General features: G+C 57.5%; 10 protein-coding genes. 3 read left to right on the top strand and 7 right to left on the bottom strand.

What is annotated here, in order from left to right:
- Window positions 1-134: 134 nt before the first annotated feature.
- The 6 genes from NR795_RS05685 to NR795_RS05660 form a co-directional block, all read right to left on the bottom strand.
- Entirely contained in the window at window positions 135-578 is a 444-nt protein-coding gene (locus NR795_RS05685; protein WP_257757494.1) for a hypothetical protein, read from the bottom strand.
- A gap of 23 nt (window positions 579-601) precedes the next feature.
- Window positions 602-1672: a PAAR domain-containing protein gene (locus NR795_RS05680; protein WP_257757493.1), complete on the bottom strand. Its 1071-nt coding sequence runs from the start codon at window positions 1670-1672 to the stop codon at window positions 602-604.
- A gap of 385 nt (window positions 1673-2057) precedes the next feature.
- Window positions 2058-3518, bottom strand: coding sequence for a mannitol dehydrogenase family protein (locus NR795_RS05675; protein WP_257757491.1), 1461 nt, complete (start codon window positions 3516-3518; stop codon window positions 2058-2060).
- Window positions 3519-3677: 159 nt separating this feature from the next.
- On the bottom strand, window positions 3678-5012 hold the full coding sequence (locus NR795_RS05670) for an MFS transporter (RefSeq protein WP_257757490.1): 1335 nt from the start codon (window positions 5010-5012) through the stop codon (window positions 3678-3680).
- Window positions 5013-5068: 56 nt separating this feature from the next.
- Complete coding sequence (gene rspA / locus NR795_RS05665; protein WP_257757489.1) at window positions 5069-6283, bottom strand: starvation-sensing protein RspA; 1215 nt, start codon at window positions 6281-6283, stop codon at window positions 5069-5071.
- A gap of 108 nt (window positions 6284-6391) precedes the next feature.
- A complete protein-coding gene (locus NR795_RS05660; protein ID WP_144814551.1) occupies window positions 6392-6718 on the bottom strand; it encodes a YnfA family protein in 327 nt (108 codons plus the stop codon).
- A 106-nt stretch (window positions 6719-6824) separates the two neighbouring features.
- Between NR795_RS05660 and NR795_RS05655 the strand changes: the two genes are divergently transcribed.
- On the top strand, window positions 6825-7166 hold the full coding sequence (locus tag NR795_RS05655) for a DUF1283 family protein (RefSeq protein WP_238084622.1): 342 nt from the start codon (window positions 6825-6827) through the stop codon (window positions 7164-7166).
- A gap of 2 nt (window positions 7167-7168) precedes the next feature.
- On the opposite strand, the gene NR795_RS05650 is transcribed toward NR795_RS05655, so the two are convergent.
- Window positions 7169-7879, bottom strand: coding sequence for a YnfC family lipoprotein (locus NR795_RS05650; RefSeq protein ID WP_257757488.1), 711 nt, complete (start codon window positions 7877-7879; stop codon window positions 7169-7171).
- 258 nt (window positions 7880-8137) lie between these two features.
- Between NR795_RS05650 and atzF the strand changes: the two genes are divergently transcribed.
- A complete protein-coding gene (gene atzF, locus NR795_RS05645; RefSeq protein ID WP_257757487.1) occupies window positions 8138-9937 on the top strand; it encodes an allophanate hydrolase in 1800 nt (599 codons plus the stop codon).
- On the top strand, window positions 9930-13550 hold the full coding sequence (gene uca, locus NR795_RS05640; RefSeq protein WP_257757486.1) for an urea carboxylase: 3621 nt from the start codon (window positions 9930-9932) through the stop codon (window positions 13548-13550). The genes atzF and uca overlap by 8 nt, the downstream gene beginning before the upstream one ends.

The following is a 13550-nucleotide window of genomic DNA, read 5'->3' as shown; positions in this document are numbered from 1 at the left end:
AGGTAAGATTGAGAACGTAAAGCGAAGCGTGAAGGAAGTGAATGCGGTTACACGGCAGATGACAAAAGTGGCTAAGTAGCAACAGGCGCTAACAATCTGACAGATAATGCGTCAGAAAATCCTTAAAAATAGCATTAAACCGTGGCAAACCAGATGCCGTAAAACATAAGGATACAGCCAAACGATGCCAGACACTTTGCCAGCACACGCAATTTTGGGCCATATTTATTGACTATCGATGATAATTTTGAGTAGTTCTTCTCACTGTTATAGCGCTTATGAAAGCGCATAATGCCATCAAAGATGGTACATAACATGACCACAAAAAATTTTGCAAATAAAATTGTCATAAATGAAGCAGAAATAATCACCATTAGCATTTTTGCTGTTTCCCTGGACATTAAATGCAAGTATTTACCCATTAATGCCAGAAGAATCGCTAATACACAGCTTCCTATAAGCACAGCAGCATATTTTATCAAAAAGGCGTACCAATCTTTTTTGGTAAAAAGATCCTTGCCATTCCAAATATAAACCAAAGTAATAATCATAAATAGAATAAAGCCTATCCATTTCATTGTGCAGCTCTCTCCATAAACTTTTAGTCACCAACCAAAACGGTAACACATCCGGTAATAATTGTCCCATCACCGCTTTCTACCGGGGCTAGCGCGGCGGCAGGCATATCATGGTGACCCCCAATATAGTCAATGAGGTCCATAACACGTCCAAACACCACCTTAATGCTCGCATCGCCTTCTAGTCCGATCGCAGTTGCTAGCCCTCCGGTTACCCTGACATTGGCAGAGTAGTCATTTATATCCCAGTATGCACTTCCGCCAATTGATGCCTCTGCCGAACCGGCATTAACGTCGCCTTTCACATCCGCTATGATAAAGCCGAGGATATCGACGCTGGCCATCCCTTCGGCTTTTATCGCTTTTTCTTCAGCTCCCACTTCAGCTGTTAAACCGTATCGGCCTTTGTTGCCGGTATACACTTCGAGAATGGCTTTGGCTTCTGCTGTACCCATGGTTACGTCCTCTGCAAACTCGCCATATAACCACTTCTCTTTACCTACAACAGCAGAAGCACCGTACTGCAAACCAGTCGCGGTGGCATCGGTATTTAGGCCATAAATGTCGTTCCCGCCGCCGTACAATGAGCCAGTAGCATTCGCCACGGCGAGCTTAATGCGTATCTCCTCACTCAGCACATCATTACTTTTCATCTTTCTGGTGGTGATGTCTGATAGCGCAAACCCAGCCGAGGCAGTATCAAGATCGCCATTAAGGTTCTTATCTCCCATGCTCGCATAGGCACCCAAAACACGCGCATCATAATTATCGCTGTGTCTCATACCATCTTCGCCGGCTTTATTTGCCAGCGTGCCACCCCAGTATTGTGCCGCAGCAGGCTTAGGCGCGGCAGAGGTAGGCGAGCTGCTGGCGTTGCACTGCGTCTCATCCCCCAGACGGGCAAGCGGTCTGCCGTTCACGAAGACCGAACCGGAACCGCCGATAATCACGCCGCTGCCATGTGTTGAGCACGATACCGTATCGCCCTTTCGGGCTGCGGGAAAACCACCGATCATGACATTCGGGCTACCAGATTGTATTGAACCGGTATGCGCACTGGTGTCAATTGTCGCTCTGGCAGCAGGCTTTCCCATAACTGCTCTCCTTCTGCTGTTAATATTAAATACGGCGTCTTGAATACCGATTAGGTACTGCTTACCTGACACCCTACGACAGCAGATATATTTCCCATTTCTCATGCCTGCCTGCATCCACAGGATGTAAGCAGGTTATTTTTTTCAGAAGCATGCAAATGCAAAAAGAGAGGCTGAAAACCGAGTCAGATAGCGGAGGGAGAAGCTCTGTAGGTAACCGGAGTGCTGAATGTCGCCACATGGCTGATGACAAAAACAGCGTAACGGCAACAGCCGCTAATAATTTGATAAATAACGCATTAGGAAATTCTTAGCGCCCAGAAAACAAAGAAAAATGCCGATCGCTATTAATCGACCGGCATTGCACTATGAAAACCGCTTTTGGTTAACGTTGAGCGTACTGCGCGACGGTGGCTTTCGCCCCCTTCGCCAGCAGCTGCTGATAAGCCTGCTGAACCTGTTCCACGAAGGCACGCTCCTGCGGCAGCTCTTTGCCAAAGATCGCCTCGATGCCCAGCAGCGCCATCACGCGGGATTCGCCCTCTTCACTGCCGTTAACCGCCTGCTGAATAGTAGACAGCAGCGGATCGCTGACCTCAATCGCCTGCCCTTGCTCATCTACGCCGCCAACGTAGCGCATCCAGCCCGCCACGCCCAACGCCAGCAGGGAGAAGTCGCTGTTGTGCACCAGATGCCAGCGCACGGAATCCAGCATTCGCTGGGGCAGCTTCTGGCTGCCGTCCATGGCGATCTGCCAGGTGCGGTGGCGCAGCGCCGGGTTGCTGTAGCGGGCAATCAGCTGATTGGCATAGTGAGCCAGATCGACGCCCTTCACCTTCAGCGTCGGAGCCTGCTCGTTTAGCATCAACGCATGCGCAGCGCGGCGATAGTTTCCGTCTTCCATGCACTCGTTGATATGCTGGTAACCCGCTAAATAGCCGAGGTACGCCAGGAACGAGTGGCTGCCGTTGAGCATTCTCAGCTTCATCTCTTCAAACGGCACTACGTCGGCAACCAGCTCCGCGCCTGCTTTTTCCCATTCCGGGCGTCCGGCAACAAAGTTATCCTCGATCACCCACTGACGGAACGGCTCGCAGGCCACGCCTGCCGGATCGCGTACCCCGGTCAGCTGTTCGATTTTGTCGAGCGTATCGGCCGTTACGGCTGGAACAATACGGTCTACCATGGTAGACGGGAAGGTGACGTTTTGCGCGATCCAGTCGCCAAGCTCAGCGTTCACCGCCCGCGCGTAGGCGCAGACCACGTTGCGTACCACGTGACCGTTTTCCGGCATGTTATCGCAGGACATCACGGTAAAGGCTGGCAGGCCAGCGGCTTTACGGCGAGCCAGCGCTTCAACGATAACGCCCGGGGCGGATTTCGGCTGCTGTGGGTTTTGCAGATCGTCGACGATCAATGGATGATCCAGCATCAGCTCACCGGTGGCGGGCGCGTGGCAGTAGCCTTTCTCGGTGATCGTCAGAGAGACAATCGCCACCTGCGGCTCACAGAGTGCGGCAAATACGGTTTCCAGACCGTCGACCTGCGCGTGCAGAGCGCGTTTCACCACCCCGACCACGCGCGCCGTCCATGCGTCGGCAGACATCTCCGCTACGGTGTAGAGATTATCCTGCTGCTTAAGATCGGCAATCTGCTGCTCGCCGCCGATCAGGTTGACCTCGCAATATCCCCAGTCGCTGTTGTGCTCAGCCGCCAGGATGTCGGTGTAGACGCCCTGGTGGGCGCGGTGAAATGCACCAAAACCTAAATGGACGATACGGGGAACCAGTTTGGTGCGATCGTAGCCTGGCAACGCAGCCTTTGCCGTTAAGAGCGTGTTTTGCATTATATGACCTATGGTTTAATGAGATCAGGACCCATCGAGAGTAACGCTTGTATGGTTGTATGCTTTGACCTGAATTAAGCTTTTGGCAATTGGTATGACATCATAGGAAAGTTATGTGACAGGCGGCATCCTTGCCGCCAAACGAAGTCAGAAACTAGATTAATGTTTTTGCCACTGCTGATATTCGCGTTTTAACCGCTGCGGTGCCGTTTCGGGCATCATGAGTAGACCAATAACAGAGATGACACCCAGAACAACCACATAGGTCGCCAACCCATAGTAGTGACCATCCGTAACCTGCAAAATCTTGACTGCAACTAACCCGAGGATCCCGCTCCCGATGAGTGACCCCATCTGCCAGATTAAGGCGATACCGCTGCAGCGAATATGCGTTGGGAAAAGTTCAGGAAAATAGGAAGCTTGAGGTGCATAGCACATGCTGTGCCCTACGCTAAGTACGAGGATCATCACCAGTTGGGTTAACCAGAAACTATCCTGATTAATCGCAAGGAAGAACGGGACAATCATAATAATCTGCAGCAGTGCACCCATAATATAGACCGGCTTGCGGCCAATTTTATCGCACAGGGATCCCATCAACGGTATGGCAAAGATTTCCAGAATGACCGCGACAATCATGGTTTCCATTAAAATATTGGCATCGAGATTATTAGCCTTACCGTAGGCCAGCACGATGACGGTAAACATGGCGAATGTGCAGGCTTCAATCAGCTTGGCGCAGACTCCTTTTACGACGATCCCTGGGAAATCGCGGATCACTTCCACCAGCGGACGCGACTCTTCGGCTTTGGTTTCACGTATTTGGGCGAAGACCGGTGATTCATCGATTTTAAGACGAATAAACAGGCCAACAATAACCAGTAACAGGCTTAATAAGAAAGGAATGCGCCAGCCATAGTCCATCATCGCTTCCGGAGAGAGTGTTGCGTTGAGTAGCGCAAACAACGCTAACGGCAGCAGGAAGCCTACCGGCGCGCCAATCTGCACCCAGCTGGCAAAGAAGCCGCGATGTTTCGGCTCTGAGTATTCTGCCGTCATCAGTACTGCCCCGGCCTGTTCACCACCAACGCCAAACCCTTGCAGAACGCGAATTAAAATAAGTAACACCGGAGCCCAGACCCCAATTTTTTCATAGGTCGGTAAGAGCCCGATACAGAACGTGCCCAGGCCCACAATCAGGATTGTAATAACCAGCGCTTTCTTGCGACCAACCTTATCGCCAATATGCCCGAATACTATCCCTCCTAGCGGTCGTGCTAAAAATCCCACTGCGTAGGTAGCAAATGCCGCCAGTGTGCTAATAAGCGGATCGCTACTTGGGAAAAACAGGTGCCCAAAAAAGAGCACCGCAGCGGTACCGTAGGCGAAGAAATCATAATATTCAGCCGCTGTACCAATTGCCGAGGCAGAGGCAACCCGGCGAATAATCGGCTTGTTATCTACGCCGTTTTTAATATCAACTGAACTCACCATAATATGTACCTATGTAGGGTATAGGGTTAATTAACGTATTGCCGGTGTGATTAAAATTACCAGTTCCACAGGGTGCCGTCTTCGAGGCGGGCGACCGGCAGGTAGGCAGGGTCGTAGGGGTATTTCGCGGCCAGCTTCTCATCGAACTCAATGCCGAGGCCGGGCTTCTCGCCTGGGTGCATGTAACCGCTGTCAAAGGTCCAGCTGTGCGGGAAGACCTCCAGCATCTGCTCGGAGTAGCCCATGTACTCCTGCACGCCAAAGTTCGGTACCCACAGGTCGAAATGCAGCGCCGCCGCGTGGCAGATCGGCGAGAGATCCGACGGGCCGTGGGAACCGGTACGCACCTGGTAGAGCGAGGCGAAATCAGCGATACGGCGCATGCCGGTGATGCCGCCCGCATGGGTAATGGTGGTGCGGATATAGTCGATCAGCTGCTCTTCAATGAGCTGCTTACAGTCCCAGATGCTGTTAAAGACCTCACCTACCGCGATTGGGGTTACGGTGTGCTGGCGAATTAAGCGGAAGCAGGCCTGGTTCTCGGCTGGGGTCGGATCCTCCATCCAGAACATACGGAACTCTTCTATGCTCTTGCCAAAACGCGCCGCCTCAATCGGGGTCAGGCGGTGGTGCATATCGTGGAGCAGATGCTCGTTAAAGCCAAACTTGCTGCGCACCGCATCAAACAGCTTCGGCGTAAAGTCGAGATACTTCTCCGTTGACCAGAGCTGCTCTTCCGGCCACTGACCTTTAGTAGCCGGCTCGTAGGCCAGGCCTTTGCCTTTAGACATGCCGTAGGTGGTTTTCATGCCCGGCACGCCGCACTGAACGCGAATAGCTTTGAACCCCATCTCTTTATGGCGGGCGTAATCTTCCAGCACGTCATCAATGCTGTGACCGGTGGTGTGGCAGTAAACCATCACCCCTTCACGAGAGGCACCGCCCAGCAGCTGATAGAGCGGCATGTTGGCTGCCTTGGCTTTGATATCCCACAGTGCCATGTCGATAGCCGAGATAGCGGACATGGTGACCGGACCACGACGCCAGTAAGCGCCCTTATAGAAGAACTGCCAGATATCTTCGATGCGGTGTGCGTCGCGGCCAATCAGCTGCGGACAGAGGTGATCCTTAAGATAGGACGCCACGGAGAGCTCGCGCCCGTTTAGCGTGGCATCGCCCAGCCCGACAATCCCCTCGTCGGTGGTAATTTTGAGGGTGACAAAATTGCGCCCCGGACAGGTAACAAATACTTCAGCCCCTACAATCTTCATCTTCTGATCCTTTACATCTCGGTTGTGATGGAGAGAATCTACGCAACTGAGCTACTACCATACAAGTATGATGATCATAAAACCTTCGCTGGATCACAAAAAAAGGCGCTATGCGCGCCCCCAACCTGCCACGATAATCAGCATGCCGCAGAGCGCCACCAGCGCGCCGAGCCAGTCATAAACGCTGAGCCTGACGCCATCCACCACCCGCAGCCAGATCAGCGCGGTGCAGACGTAGACCCCACCGTAGGCGGCGTAGACCCGGCCGCTGGCGGTTGGGTGCAGGGTTAACAGCCAAACAAAGGCCGCCAGCGCCACTCCGGCCGGGATAAGCAGCAGCGGGCTGGCTCCCCGCTTGAGCCACAGCCACGGCAGGAAGCAGCCGAGAATTTCGCACAGCGCGGTGATAAAAAAGAGCAGCGTGGTATGGAGCATGGCGGTGGTAAACATTACGGGCAACGGCCTTATATCGTTTCAGAAGAATGGTGTAGAATAACGGGAGGCGAGCACCACGTCTTCTCTATCGAACCAAGGAATAACAATGAACATGACCTTTAGTAAACGCCTCTGCGTGGCGGCCATGCTGACGCTGGGTGCGGGCATGATGAGTGCCACAGCCAACGCCGATACAAACAAGCTTATCATTGAGTCCGGCGACAGCGCCCAGAGTCGCCAGCAGGCCACGATGGAAAAAGAGCAGTGGAACGATACGCGTAACCTGCGCCACAAGGTGAACAGCCGCGTGGAGAAAGAGTTTGATAAGGCCGACGTGGCTTATGATGCTCGCGATAACTGCCAGCAGAGCGCTAACCTCAACGCCTACTGGGAAGAGAATACCCTGCGCTGCCTTGACCGCCGCACCGGGCGGCCAATCGGACGTTAATCTCAGTAGTAGGCAATGGTATTTTTGATCGCGTACTTATGCTCAACGGCAGGGGTTACGCTTTCATCTACGATCGTCAGGGAGCAGCTCACCGGGTTGTCATGACGATCGTACTCGCAGGCCTGCTTCACGCTGCCGATAGGCTTATCGTTCAGCGTACTGACGCCGGTATAGTCGAGCTTCTTACGTCTGTCCGTTGAGGGCGTTGATTCCACGGACAGATGCATCTCTTTACTGGTGGTCGATTTGCCAAGCGGATACCCTTCCGCATCGTACTTGTAGTTAATCTGCAGCTCCTTGCCACGCGCAAGCACCACAAAGCCCTTCTCATCCGTATCCCAGGTCACACCCGCCGACAGGAATTCGGCCAGCTGGCACTTACCCTGCAAGCGCAGGCGCTTTTCATGGGTCACGGCATCGACATAGAAGTTGGCATCCAGCACCAGCGCCAGCCCGGTGTTGTTATCCATATCGTGAAGCTCCAGCGTATCAAAACAGCCCTCCTGCGAGAGCGTGCCGGTTACGCGTTTAGAGACTTCTCCCTTATCGTTGAGCAGCGTCTGGCTAAAGTCTTTCACCGGGCCACGCAGTGGGTCAAAGTCAAACTCGTTGGAGAAGCTGGCCATCTCCGGCGTAAACGACACCGGCGCTTTGCCGTCATCGCATCCGGCCAGCACTGCCGTGATGGCTGCCAGCATCATTAACTTTTTCATAAATTCCCCACCCGTTGCACCTTATTAAAGCATCTTAGCAAATTCAGTGATTTATGTAACATCATCCCTTTGTATTACCCACGTCCTCGCACCGTGACCGCGCGCACCTTTTTTGTTCAACGCTGCGCAGGCCGGGTGCAACCCTAGCCTGCGCGCCACGGCACATTATTAAAATGTTATTAATTAACAATAGATTAAAAACTGGCACGCCGCTTGCTATTTGAATTCCATCTTGTATACCAGATGGAATTGCTCACTATGACAACAATGACCGGCCTGACCCTGAGCGGTTGGCAGCAGCAGATCCAGCAGCAGCACGGCGAGGTTTTATCTCTGCTAACGGCGCACCTGGCAACCCTCTCTGCCGATGACAATGCCTGGATCACCCTTGCCACGCCCGAGCAGATCGCCGCCCAGCTGGGAGCGTTAACCCCCCGCTATCAGCAAAACCCGGCGGCGCTGCCGCTATATGGCATCCCTTTTGCGGTAAAAGATAATATCGACGTCGCCGGATTTCCGACCACGGCGGCCTGCCCGGCGTTTCGCTATATCGCCGAGCAGGATGCGACTACGGTTGCGCAGCTTAAAGCCGCCGGGGCCATTGTCATTGGCAAGACCAATCTCGATCAGTTTGCTACTGGACTGGTAGGCACCCGTTCCCCGTGGGGCGCGGTGAGCAACAGTTTTAATCCGGACTATGTGAGCGGCGGCTCCAGCTCTGGCTCGGCATCGGCAGTGGCCCGCGGTCTGGTCCCCTTCTCCCTGGGAACCGATACCGCAGGCTCCGGCCGGGTGCCCGCCGGTTTCAATAACATCATCGGGTTGAAACCGACTAAAGGCTGGTTCTCCGCCAGCGGCGTGGTTCCAGCCTGCCGCCTTAACGATACCGTATCGGTGTTTGCTCTCACCGTCAGCGATGCCTGGACCGTTGCCGAGGCGGCGGCAGGCTACGACGCCCGTGACGCCTACTCGCGCCGCGCACCGGCCACCGCGCCCGCCGCGCTGCCCGAGCGCCCGCTGTTTGCCATTCCCGACACGCTGCAATTCTTTGGCGACGCCCAGGCCGAAGAGGCGTGGGAGCGCGCTCTGGATCAGCTCCGCGCCTGTGGCGTAACGCTGAAAACCATCGATTTCACACCGTTCGCCGAGCTGGCCGCTCAACTCTATCAGGGGCCGTGGGTTGCCGAGCGCACCGCTGCCGTAGGAGAGATCATCGACCGCCCGGAGGAGATGGATCCCACGGTATATCAGATTATCGCCGGGGGTAGCCGCTATAGCGCGGTAGAAGCCTACAAAGCTGAGTACCTACGCGCCGAACTGGCCCGCAACATTCAGCAGGCCCTTGCCGAAGTGGACGCGCTGGTCGTGCCTACCTCGCCCACCATCCGCACCAAAGATGAGATGCAGCAGGAGCCGATCCGCTACAACTCGGAGTTTGGCACCTATACCAACTTTACCAACCTGGCCGATCTCAGCGCCCTGGCCCTGCCCGCGCCGTTCCGCGCCGACGGACTGCCCGCCGGGATCACCCTGCTCGCCCCCGCCTGGCACGATCGCGCCTTAGCCAGCTTCGGCATTCGCTGGCAGGCGCAGAGCGGCCTGCCCCTGGGGGCAACTGGCAGCCGACTCCCCGCAGGCCAGGCGCTGCCTCTCTCACAGGATCACGTGCGTGTTGCGGTCGTCGGGGCGCATCTGCGCGGCATGCCGCTTAACCACCAGCTGATTAACCGTAAGGCGGTGTTTGTGGAGGCCAGTGAAACTGCTCCCTGCTACCGCCTCTACGCCCTGGCCAACACCCAGCCGGCAAAGCCGGGCCTGGCCCGGGCCAGCAGCGGCGAATCTATTCAGGTTGAGCTGTGGGATATCCCGCTGGCGCGCTTCGGAGAGTTTGTTGCCGAGATCCCGGCCCCGCTGGGGATCGGCTCTCTGGAGCTGGCGGATGGCCGCTGGGTGAAAGGCTTTATCTGTGAGGGTGCGGCGCTCGGCGACGCGCAGGACATTACGGCTTACAAAGGCTGGCGGAACTGGCTCGCCAGCAAGGAGATGCAGCATGTTTGATCGCGTACTGATTGCCAACCGGGGCGAAATCGCCTGCCGCGCCATCCGCACCCTGCGCCGACTGGGGATCGTGAGCATCGCCGTCTATTCCGATGCGGATAAAAACGCCGAACACGTCAAAGCGGCAGATATCGCCCTGCCGCTCGGCGGGGAGAAGGCCAGCGACAGCTATCTGCGCATCGACAGCATTATTGATGCCGCTAAACAAAGCGGCGCACAGGCTATCTGGCCCGGCTACGGTTTTCTCTCTGAGAGCCTGGCCTTTGCCGACGCCTGCGAGCAGGCGGGTATTGTCTTTGTTGGTCCCACGGCGCAGCAGATTGGCGAGTTTGGCCTCAAACACCGGGCGCGGGAGCTGGCCGCGCAGGCTGGCGTGCCGATGACGCCGGGGACGGGCCTGCTGAACAGCCTCGACGAGGCGCTGCTGGCCGCGCAGCAGATTGGCTACCCGGTGATGTTGAAAAGCACCGCGGGCGGCGGCGGGATAGGCTTGACCCGCTGCGCCGACAGCGAGGCATTGCAGCTGGCGTGGGAGAGCGTCCGCCGTCTGGGTGAGCAGTTCTTTAGCGATGCAGGCGTGTTTATTGAACGCTGCATCGATCGCGCCCGCCACGTCGAGGTACAGATCTTCGGCGATGGTAACGGCAACGTCGTGGCCCTCGGGGAGCGCGACTGCTCTCTGCAACGCCGCAATCAGAAGGTGGTGGAAGAGACGCCTGCGCCGGGGCTACCGCAGGCGACCCGCTCTGCGCTGCTCGCCTCCGCCGTTGAGCTGGGCAAGCTGGTTAACTACCGCAGCGCGGGCACGGTGGAGTACATCTATGACGCCGGGCAGGATGCGTTCTACTTCCTTGAGGTCAACACCCGCCTACAGGTAGAGCACCCGGTCACTGAGTCCGTTACCGGTCTCGATCTGGTGGAGTGCATGCTCCGCGTTGCCGCCGGAGAGACCATCGACTGGGCACGGCTCCAGCGACCACCGCAGGGCGCGGCGATTGAGGTGCGGCTGTATGCCGAAAATCCGCTGAAGAATTTCCAGCCGAGCCCTGGCGTGCTGACCCACGTGAGCTTCCCGGAGAACGTACGCGTCGACAGCGGCGTCACCACCGGCAGCGAGGTCTCCGCCTTCTACGATCCAATGATCGCCAAGCTGATTGTCCATGCGGATACGCGCGAGGCGGCCCTGCTTACGCTGCGCGAGGCGCTGGACGCCACCCAGCTGCACGGCATCGCCACTAACCTTGACTACCTGCGGCAGATCGTCGCCAGCGAGGCCTTTGTTCAGGGCCGCGTCTGGACGCGGATGCTCGATACCTTTACCCCTGCGATGGCGGCCATTGAGGTATTACAGCCCGGTACATGGAGCAGCGTTCAGGATTACCCCGGTCGTCCGGGCTACTGGGACGTCGGCGTCCCGCCCTCGGGCCCGATGGACGATTTTGCCTTCCGCCTGGCTAACCGCATCGTCGGCAACCACGCCTCCGCCGCCGGGCTGGAGTTTACCCTGCAAGGCCCGACGCTGCTGTTTCACAGCGACACCATCATCGCCCTGACCGGGGCCGACTGTCATGCCGAGCTTGACGGCCAGCCGGTGGCGTACTGGCAGCCGGTGGCGGTAAAGGCCGGTCAGACGCTGGTGCTGGGCCGCGCCCAGTCCGGGTGTCGCACCTATCTTGCGGTGCGCAACGGTATCGATGTGCCCTGCTATCTCGGCAGCCGGGCAACCTTTGCTCTCGGGCAGTTTGGCGGCCACGCCGGACGCACGCTGAAGGTGGCCGATCTGCTGCCCGTCTCCCGTCCTGAACTGGCCGCCTGCACCACGCCTGCGCCAGAGCGGGATCCGCAGCCGCTGGCCGCCGGGCTGATCCCGGAGTATGGAGAGAGCTGGCACATCGGCGTGCTCTACGGCCCCCACGGCGCACCGGACTTCTTCACCCAGGAGTCAATGGATGAGTTCTTCGCCAGCGAGTGGCAGGTGCACTACAACTCTAACCGTCTCGGCGTGCGCCTGAGCGGGCCGAAGCCGTCCTGGACCCGGCCCGACGGCGGCGAGGCGGGCCTGCATCCGTCTAACGTTCACGACTGCGAGTACGCCATCGGTGCGATCAACTTTACCGGCGACTTCCCGGTGATCCTCACCCGCGACGGCCCCAGCCTCGGCGGTTTTGTCTGCCCCGTGACCATCGCCAAAGCGGAGCTGTGGAAGGTGGGCCAGGTGAAGCCAGGGGATCGCCTGCGCTTCTACCCGATTAGCGTTGAAGAGGCGGTGGCGCTGGAGAAGGCCCAGCACCGCATCGTTGAGACGCTGGAGCCTGCCGAAACGCTGCCTGAGTATGCTACCCCGTCGCTGGCGGATCGAGACGGGATCTCCGCCGCCGCGCTGGTCTCTATACCGGCCAGCGGCACGACGCCCGCTATCTGCTATCGCCAGGCGGGCGATAACTACATCCTGATTGAGTATGGCGAAAACGTTCTCGATCTGGCCCTGCGCCTGCGGGTTAGCCTGCTGATGGAGCAGCTTCAGGCGCTGGCCCATCCGGGCATTAAAGAGCTTTCGCCTGGGGTGCGCTCGCTGCAGATCCGCTACGACAGCCTTGTTATCAGCCAGCCGTCGCTGGTGAAGATGTTGCTGGAAATTGAAGGCCGCCTGGGAGACGTCAGCGAGATGAAGGTGCCGTCGCGCATCGTCTGGATGCCGATGGCCTTTGAGGACAGCGCCACCCTTGGCGCGGTCAGCCGCTACCAGGACACGGTGCGGGCCAGTGCCCCGTGGCTGCCCAACAACGTCGACTTTATTCAGCGCATTAACGGCCTGGCGGATCGTCACGCGGTGCGCGACACGATTTTCGACGCTAGCTACCTGATCCTCGGCCTCGGCGATGTCTATCTGGGCGCGCCCTGCGCCGTCCCGGTGGATCCGCGCCACCGTCTGCTGAGCTCGAAATATAACCCGGCCCGCACCTTCACCGCCGAGGGCACGGTAGGCATCGGCGGGATGTATATGTGCATCTACGGCATGGACTCCCCCGGTGGCTACCAGCTGGTGGGCCGCACCCTGCCTATCTGGAACAAATTCCTGAAAAACAGTCAGTTCAAGCCGGACGAGCCGTGGCTGCTGCGCTTCTTTGACCAGGTTCGCTTCTACCCGGTCAGCGAGGAGGAGCTGGATCGCCTGCGGGATGATTTCCGCGAAGGCCGGGCCACCATCCGCATCGAGGAGACGGTATTCGACTACGCCGAGCATCTGCGTTTTCTTGCGCAAAACGCACCCGAGATTGGCCAGTTCCGCGAGCGTCAGGCTACCGCCTTTAGCGAAGAGGTTGCCCGCTGGCAGCTGGATGAGCAGGCCCAGCCCGAGGAGATCGTGCTGCCCACGGCTGAAGAGATAGATGACGGCGCGCTGGCGGTGAACGCCGACATGAACGGCAACGTCTGGAAGGTGCTGGTCCAGCCGGGCGATGAGGTTATCGCAGGCCAGCCGCTGGTGATTGTCGAGGCGATGAAGATGGAGCTGGCGATCCACGCTCCGCAGGCGGGCCGCATCAAGCGTATCAGCTGCCAGCCTGGCCGTCCGGTAAGCCCCGGCGACGCGCTGCTGTGGCTTGAGTCGTGA

The sequence above is a fragment of the Pseudescherichia sp. L3 genome (genome assembly GCF_024656065.1).
Classification (GTDB): domain Bacteria; phylum Pseudomonadota; class Gammaproteobacteria; order Enterobacterales; family Enterobacteriaceae; genus Pseudescherichia.
The sequence above is the reverse complement of the archived record's forward strand: the minus strand, read 5'-3'. Positions and strand labels throughout refer to the sequence as shown.

Bases quoted from the DNA above. Each gene is read 5' to 3' on its own strand.
- NR795_RS05685 (WP_257757494.1), bottom strand. From the start codon at position 578: ATGAAATGGATAGGCTTTATTCTATTTATGATTATTACTTTGGTTTAT.
- NR795_RS05680 (WP_257757493.1), bottom strand. From the start codon at position 1,672: ATGGGAAAGCCTGCTGCCAGAGCGACAATTGACACCAGTGCGCATACC.
- NR795_RS05675 (WP_257757491.1), bottom strand. From the start codon at position 3,518: ATGCAAAACACGCTCTTAACGGCAAAGGCTGCGTTGCCAGGCTACGAT.
- NR795_RS05670 (WP_257757490.1), bottom strand. From the start codon at position 5,012: ATGGTGAGTTCAGTTGATATTAAAAACGGCGTAGATAACAAGCCGATT.
- rspA (WP_257757489.1), bottom strand. From the start codon at position 6,283: ATGAAGATTGTAGGGGCTGAAGTATTTGTTACCTGTCCGGGGCGCAAT.
- NR795_RS05660 (WP_144814551.1), bottom strand. From the start codon at position 6,718: ATGCTCCATACCACGCTGCTCTTTTTTATCACCGCGCTGTGCGAAATT.
- NR795_RS05655 (WP_238084622.1), top strand. From the start codon at position 6,825: ATGAACATGACCTTTAGTAAACGCCTCTGCGTGGCGGCCATGCTGACG.
- NR795_RS05650 (WP_257757488.1), bottom strand. From the start codon at position 7,879: ATGAAAAAGTTAATGATGCTGGCAGCCATCACGGCAGTGCTGGCCGGA.
- atzF (WP_257757487.1), top strand. From the start codon at position 8,138: ATGACAACAATGACCGGCCTGACCCTGAGCGGTTGGCAGCAGCAGATC.
- uca (WP_257757486.1), top strand. From the start codon at position 9,930: ATGTTTGATCGCGTACTGATTGCCAACCGGGGCGAAATCGCCTGCCGC.